Annotated in this window: 1 protein-coding gene; it reads right to left on the reverse strand. The window is 47.9% G+C overall.

Annotation, left to right across the window (positions count from 1 at the left end):
• Positions 1-288, reverse strand: a 288-nt coding sequence (locus C5471_RS23785; protein ID WP_242688870.1) for a contractile injection system protein, VgrG/Pvc8 family, incomplete at both ends; no start/stop codon positions are given.

Below are 288 nucleotides of genomic sequence, written 5' to 3' on the forward strand. Positions count from 1 at the left end.
AGCGGTCATTCATGGTATCAATCGGGTGGTGGGTTAATTTGAAGATCCTGCCCGGCATTAATCGAATACAATTGCTCTCCGCTTGCCCTGATTTGCTGTCCGTCCGCAGGGCTTCCAGCCGGTACTGAGTAAACGGAATGCCCTCTTTGTCTTTTTGAAACCGCCCGTAACTTTCGAAAATGTGAAATGGCGTGCTATTTTCTGCTTCATAATCGGTGGCGTTATGCTGCAAAGCATAATTGGGGTTGTGGTAATTCCGGTCTTTTTGAGTGATGGATTCAGGGCGCA

The sequence above is a fragment of the Photorhabdus tasmaniensis genome (genome assembly GCF_011189505.1).
Classification (GTDB): Bacteria; Pseudomonadota; Gammaproteobacteria; order Enterobacterales; family Enterobacteriaceae; genus Photorhabdus; species Photorhabdus tasmaniensis.